Source organism: Bacillus sp. MUM 116, assembly GCF_001866655.1.
GTDB lineage: Bacteria > Bacillota > Bacilli > Bacillales > Cytobacillaceae > Neobacillus.
Window position 1 is genome coordinate 1 of sequence record NZ_MLYR01000179.1, and the last position, 7,216, is coordinate 7,216.

Below are 7,216 nucleotides of genomic sequence, written 5' to 3' on the forward strand. Positions count from 1 at the left end.
CGTAACGAGTCTTATTGCCCTGACAAACTCCAAACTTTTTCACCCCTAGCAGCATAAATTAGTAGAATCGTTGAACTTTATTCAAATGTGACATCGTTATATATAATTGGCAATGAGTACAAACCGAATGTTGGCTTATTCGTAGGATTTCAAATATGTGCGGAGTACCAGGTTTATTGAACATAAGGGCACAGACCCATTCCGTTAGCATAACTGGCCTCCACCCCTTGGATAGGCATGACGAAGGAATGATAGGGCAATTGACCCGTTGAGACATAGGAGGGAAAGCCTCCAGGGGCGGCGTGGAGCGTGTATATCATATGGTAAAATATAGAGTTACATTATACTCCTTTATTTAACTATGCCTTCACGAAGCCATAATGATCTGAACTCATTTCATATAACCGTTATACCTAAATAAAGGGTAATGAAATCCTGCGAATAAGCGAGTATTTGGGAGAAAATCGTATTAAACTGATTGAGTTGAACAAGGTTTGGATTTTTATTGTAAGTTATATTAATGTAAATATTAGCGATAATTCAAATATGGGGGAAGGAATTTGAGGTATTTTACCAAAGACTGGTATAACGAAATACAAGTGTATGGATTTTTAGCGTTTCCTGACTCTAAAGAAGAGTGGGAAGAGATGATTCAATATTACGAAGAAGAGGGAATTGATTACAAAAAAAATGCTAAAGAAGATTTAGAATCACGAAAAAATGACTTGTTAAAATTTCTACCTAAATCATTTCATCCTTATATTCTAAATGGAACTATCAACTCTGAGTTTCCTTCATCGGCACTAAGAAATATGGCTGAACAATGGCTAATGGAATACGATGAAAAAATGGAAAAAATCAGGAATGAATACAACAATCATTATGAATCAATAAAAAGTCAACTTCCTAAAAATGTTGTTCAATTGCTTGAAAACTCTTTACATGATGCAACAATAAAAGCATTTGAAAGTCCTTCTAATGATATATTTATTATGATTTTAGATTGTAGTGGAGGTTTTCACTATTTTACTGATATAAAACTTACATTTACAGGAGTAAGTAAACTATTAATACCTGAAAAATTTGAAGGTGCTTGGTGGCTTTATGATGAAGTTTATCGCAGTGACACATTTTTTGAACTACATGTATTATTTGATTGCCCTCTTACAGAGTTTTTAATAATAGCAGAAAATGTAGAAATTGAACAATTATGATAATCTTCAACTACCATGAAAATAGGTTTCCCCAAGATTAGAAAAATGACAATACTTAAGAAGCCCCTGCTCAATCGTTAAAAAAAAGAGGAGTGCGTAATGAATAAGTCTATGAATTGGTTGACTGGATTAAGGTCAGTATTAGTATTGACACTTCCATACCATTTTCATTCTCTGTGGTGAAGCGTTGATTTTTGCGCTTCATGGATGGCTAAAGGGGCAGTTTAAGTGAAAAATTTCACAATCTGTATTATTAAATGTCCTTTTCCTCCACACAAAAAAACTCCTACTAGATGAAAAAGGAGAATGAATTTATTATGAAATCATCCCCTCAAATAGTTTGAAAATGCTTATAGTGATATTACTCCTCAATGACTAGCTAAACGTTTTTCAAAATCCGCCTTAAACAACAGAATAGCATCAATATTTACAGCAAAATCGTGGTCACTGATATTAAAATTAGTTATAAACTCGTCAGACCTCTCACGAACCATAATTGTCGGACGGATATTGTCTCCAATAGCGTCCTGAGTTACACCACTTCCATAAATATACCAGTTAGTTTCAGTAGGCTTATTTGCTGCATTTTTAGATAAGTCATTTTTTATTATTTCGCATAAATTAACCATAAAATCTTCATTAAGATTAATGTTTTTTCCATATTCACCATCAACAGATATATCAGCATCTCCATACCAAATATTCCTGCTTGTTCGCTTTCCATCATTTGAAGTGTAAGTTTCATCAAACAAAATCTTCATATTCATTACCACCCCGTTAAAATACAATTTCTTCACACTATTATACACCAATTAGAAATTGTAAAATAGCTTGCTGTTAGTTTCACTAAACTTGTAAGAGTTAGGCAAGCTAACTTCATAGTAGGGTTCCTCCAAAAGTTGTGAGTTAGAGTGGTGTCTATACTCATATCTTACTGAGGAGCCCTATTTTTTTCAAAGTCGAAAAATAACGATCTACAGGAATGCTAACGGGTAGCTTATGTTGAAGAATAGGGGGCTGCTTCGGCACCCCTTTTCTTGTTCCACTAAAGTGGCTGTGTAGTTTAAGAACTTTGATATAATAGGTAGTCAATATAAGATGGAGGCTGTTTTATGAATTGGAATTGGAATGAGACCGCAATTAACCTTCCATATACTTTTGATAATTTAAAAGAATTTTTAAATAACATTTGCAACAAAAAAAACAATTTCTCACAATACGAGTTTGTAAAGTGGTGTGATAACCTAACAATGACTCTTGATGACGATGATGATTTGAGTGAAATGGATGAATTAGCATTTTGTTTGCACGAGATATAGAATGTCAATGGGATTTATATTTAATCAACACTTATTCAGATAAAAAATTACAAACGTTGGACTATCTCAAGTTTCTTTGCCACAAGAATGGTTTCTTAGATGGTTTGAGGAATTGAATAGTTTTTAACCTTTGTTAAATTAATCATTCTTGTTGAATTAACGGGTGCTTTTGTTAAAAAGGAAAGAGAACCCCTCTTAAGGAATTTCCTTATTTGTTAACAAAACTTATGCTATTTATGGTACGTTTCTCGTCCTATTTTTTAGTTTTAAAGAGGTTATCAAGCTTATACATTTGTTTCGTTAGTATAGGTGTTTTGCTGTTTTCAACGTTAAGTTCCCATTTAACAGCTTAATGGCTGAATCTTGGTATTCCTTGTTTTCAGTTAATAACAATAATCGAGCTATCATTGTCAACTTGACAATGACTTTACCAACCTTGTGTAGTTAACTTCTTCTCACTTGCGGCTTGTAACTTTTACGTGCATGGTCTTTTTCTTATTTAATTGATAAGGCGATTACATTTAAATTTTCAATGATAGATGGTTTACTTCCACCACAATAGAAGGCTGTTACCAATTCATAGCATGTATCTTTATCTATTAAATAACAACGGTGTGTTCCCATCTCGTAGACGAAGTGACTTTGTTCTTCACTTTTCCACCCATCAAACACTTTATAATGTCCAAGCTCAAATAATTCACGAACGCCATTTTGAGCAAGGTCAAGAAACTCTTCGCGCGTTACTTCTCTTAGCGCCACTAGTTCCACTTCTTTGTTCATTTTAAAACCTCCAATATTTATTATCTATAAACCATACTTAAAATCTTTTAGGATAAAAAAGTCATGTAAAAAGCAGTTTTCCTAGTAAAAGGAGCACATTTCTTTGTTACAAACTATATAAGTTGGTTACAGAAAATTATGATTTTTTGTACTTGTATGTAAATTTTATCATAATTTTATTTTTAGGTGGTACTCCTTTTGTAATAATTTCAAATTATTCTTGTCCAAGCTTTTAGTGGCATCTAGGAGTCTACCAGATGCCATTACCAACGGAAGAAATTAAACATTTTGAGAATGAATTATCTGAAGATATTAAAGTATTTGTACTGAATATGGTCTAACAAAACAAGAATTTCAAAATGGTTAATAAATGAAGGAAATCTTCAAGGTTATTTATTTGAGTGCATCATTGTGGGAAACATCGTTTACACGTCGATTCTAATTGAAGACGGATGCTTTATTTGAGATCGTCAATGGCGATCTTTTTTATCCGATTAATATTGTAAAGAAATGTACTTAAACTATAGGGTGCAAGAGTCGAATAAGAGGTTGCTGCTGCGATCCTTTTTCTTATGCAGCTAACGCGGTAGTTTAACGGAAAAAGACTTAAGAGAATTAATTCCATAATTGGAGAAGAAACTAAGTGTGAAATTATCTAATTTCATTAGGGTGGATATAAAATATGGTCCTATGCGTTATTTCTATTATTGTATTTAATTTTATAGTTTATAAAATGAATAAACGACTTACGAAAAATCAAATGGTTCACATATGGACATTTACAATAATTTTGCTTACTTGGGCTGATATATATATTGATGAAAAGACTGGAGGTTATTGGTATTTTTACAAAGGAATTGAGTGGCGTAATTTCTTAGTATATACACTATTAATTCCACCAGTGAATGTTATTTTTTTGAATTGGTATCCCTTTAACGCTTCTAGGTTAAAAATGTTCCGTTACTTTGTTTATTGGATTATATTTATTACAGCTTATGAGTCAATATCATTGTTACCTGAACCTTGGGGGTTTTTTCATTATGGTTGGTGGAATATATTATATTCAATAATGTGCGACCCTGTATTACTATTCATTTTATTAAAGTATTATAAATGGATATGTAAAATTGAAAAAAGGAATTAACGGTTACTTCATTAATGGAGCTTGTGAAACATTATACTTAAACTAATGGGTGCTTTAGTGGAGTAAGATAATCTATGCTCCTTAGGAGTTCAAAGCAAAAAATTAGCCCTCAATGAGAACATTCTGCTAGGTATAATCTTGAAAATAAAATCCCAATAGAATACTTCATAAGATTAAAAAAGGGCACAATAAACCTGAGAATTAAGCCTTGAAATAACAAATTAAAACACACTGTGAATTCATATGTGAAAATCAGTGTGTTTTATGTTGTTATTTGATTGTTTGCACTTTTAAAGTAAACCCGTTAAAATTCTACAGCGTTTTTTAGAATAATTATCAAAAAATAATAAAAGTTAAGAATGTTGAAAATTATCAAAAATTCCCATATAATGTTCATATCATCGTATTTATCTACTCCACAGATTTAAATACTAGGCAAAGTAGAAAACGGTTTTTTTTAAAATAAATAGTAAACAGCGTTTCATAATAAACAACAAATGCGATGATGCAATTAATGTCTATTTACTCCCTTAGATATTTACACATGAGAAACATTTAGATCAAATTTACTATCTGCTACTCTGTTTTTTGCCAAGAAAAATCTATCTTTTCTAATATTTAAGGAGGAAAATAATGAAAACGAAATCATCTATTGATGTAAACGCTGTCTTCAACGAAAAACTCCCGCTGGTAAAGTTATTGCCCCTCGGACTTCAGCATCTCCTTACAATGGTAGGATCCTTTATGGTTCCAGTTATTGTCGGTAGTTCAATTGGGCTCGACGCAAAAACCATTGCCTATTTGGTTTCCGCTATTTTACTTTCAAGTGGATTAGCCATCCTTATTCAGGTTTTTGGAATCGGTAAAGGAATTGGTTCTAGACTACCATTTGTAATGGGTTCATCGTTTATCACGCTTGGCCCAATGATCATCATTGGCAAACAATATGGACTTCCTACTCTTTTTGGCTCAATTATAGCGTCTGGAATTATTATTGTCCTTCTCTCATTTTTCTTTGATAAAATTCTATTATTATTTCCAAAGGTTGTTACTGGAACTTTCATTACCATTATGGGAATTACTCTTGCACCGACCGCCTTTAAAGATTTTGCAGGCGGTGAAGGAACTCCTGGTTACGGTTCTCCTAAAAACATCATTATTGGATTAATTGTTTTACTCACTATTGTTTTGCTTCATAAGTATGGAAAAGGAATTATTAAAACATTGTCCATGCTGCTCGGAGTTGCGATCGGAACAGTAATTGCTGGATTTATGGGAATGATTAATACAAGCCCGGTATCATCAGCAAATTGGGTCCAAGTCATCACTCCATTCCACTTTGGAGCGCCAGTCTTCAAGGTAAGCGCTATTATTACGATGACCATTTTCTGTATTATTAACCTTATTCAATGTTTCGGTTCCTTCTCAGTATTAGATGAGGCTTGTGAAACTGAATCATCTGAAAAGACAATTGTAAGCGGATTAAGAGGGCAAGCAGTCACTCAAGTAGTATCGGGTTTGTTTAACTCTGTACCTCATGCATTCTTAAATGAAAACATTGGCGTTATGGCCCTAAGCGGTGTGAAAAGCCGTTATGTATCAATCACAACTGGATGCTCTCTTGTCATCCTAAGCTTTTTACCAAAATTTGCAGCTGCTATTACCATCATTCCGGCATGTGTCCGCGGCGGTGCGATGCTTGCAATTTTCGGTATGGTAACAGCAGCTGGGATTTCAATTCTTTCAAAAGTTGATTTCCATAAGACTCATGCAACACTTATCATCGGTACGAGCATGTCTGTTGGCGTAGGTTCAAACTTCCAGCCTGATGTATTTGCTCATATGCCAGCCATGCTTCAGATGTTGCTAAGCAATGGCCTATTCTCAGCAAGTATCATTGCAATCGTATTGAATCTATGTCTCAATTTCCAAACTATGTTTAAGTTACGGCGTTTACAATCAGAGGAACAAGAGCTGATCCGAGAAACCTCTTAAAAAACAAGGCCCTATTGCCCTGATGAGGGGGCCTTGTTTTTTAAAAATCCTGCTCGGTTGGGCCGAATAGGGGTAAGCCCGAGATAAGTCCAAAAACCGCCATATAGGAGTAATACTAGCGTCCGTGACACCAGGGACAAACGAATGTGAATAAATGGTAAACTGATGAAAAAAATTCCTGAAAGGACTAGTATCGGAACAAAACCCTTTGCTTGTAATGCTAATTTGCACATAATTAACTGATTTTTAACCTTCAAAATGGGCAAGTTCCGATTCCTAAAACAAATTCGAAACATCGTTAAATCGTTGTGGCTACAAGGTTTTGAATGCTACTTTTCCCCTGGTGACAGCTACGCTGGGCCTGGGCCATATTGGGGATAGTGAATTACATTTACACGACCTATCTCATTCAAATTCTTGAAAACGACCATCAGACAGCTGTAACATTGAAATTTAAAATTCCTGAAGTATATCAGAATTTAATTGAGTCCAAATTAAAGGAATTACGAAGGCAATTGGTTGATTTAAAAGCAAAAATGAAGGAATTAAGAATAAAAGTAGCAGATCCTGTTAGAGTTAATGAGGAGTTTATTGAGTACTCTTATTATCCGCACGGCTATGAAGGAAAGATGCGTTTTTGGGATGCTGCAATGGTATACGAAGGCACCAGAAGGTTAAGACTATTGTTTAATGTCCAATTATAAATAAATCAAAAAAACACCGTTCATTCTGAACTGCCCCGTAAATGTTAGACACCAATCTAA

At 33.9% G+C, this 7,216-nt stretch carries 6 protein-coding genes; 4 read left to right on the top strand and 2 right to left on the bottom strand.

Features of this window, described 5'->3' with window-relative positions:
- Positions 1-560 precede the first annotated feature (560 nt).
- Positions 561-1,214, top strand: a complete 654-nt coding sequence (locus tag BIV60_RS27590; RefSeq protein ID WP_071358860.1) for a DUF4085 family protein — start codon at positions 561-563, stop codon at positions 1,212-1,214.
- A 368-nt stretch (positions 1,215-1,582) separates the two neighbouring features.
- Here BIV60_RS27590 and BIV60_RS27595 read toward each other — a convergent pair whose 3' ends face one another.
- Entirely contained in the window at positions 1,583-1,975 is a 393-nt protein-coding gene (locus BIV60_RS27595) for a hypothetical protein (RefSeq protein ID WP_071358861.1), read from the bottom strand.
- A gap of 351 nt (positions 1,976-2,326) precedes the next feature.
- Between BIV60_RS27595 and BIV60_RS27600 the strand changes: the two genes are divergently transcribed.
- Complete coding sequence (locus tag BIV60_RS27600; protein ID WP_071358862.1) at positions 2,327-2,533, top strand: hypothetical protein; 207 nt, start codon at positions 2,327-2,329, stop codon at positions 2,531-2,533.
- A 495-nt stretch (positions 2,534-3,028) separates the two neighbouring features.
- Here the strand turns inward: BIV60_RS27600 and BIV60_RS27605 are convergent, their stop codons facing one another.
- On the bottom strand, positions 3,029-3,313 hold the full coding sequence (locus BIV60_RS27605; RefSeq protein WP_071358863.1) for a hypothetical protein: 285 nt from the start codon (positions 3,311-3,313) through the stop codon (positions 3,029-3,031).
- Positions 3,314-5,090: 1,777 nt separating this feature from the next.
- Between BIV60_RS27605 and BIV60_RS27615 the strand changes: the two genes are divergently transcribed.
- Both BIV60_RS27615 and BIV60_RS27620 read left to right on the top strand, forming a co-directional pair.
- Positions 5,091-6,452, top strand: coding sequence for a nucleobase:cation symporter-2 family protein (locus BIV60_RS27615; RefSeq protein ID WP_071358865.1), 1,362 nt, complete (start codon positions 5,091-5,093; stop codon positions 6,450-6,452).
- Between the two features lie 380 nt (positions 6,453-6,832).
- Positions 6,833-7,156, top strand: a complete 324-nt coding sequence (locus tag BIV60_RS27620; protein ID WP_071358866.1) for a YhjD family protein — start codon at positions 6,833-6,835, stop codon at positions 7,154-7,156.
- Positions 7,157-7,216: the final 60 nt, after the last annotated feature.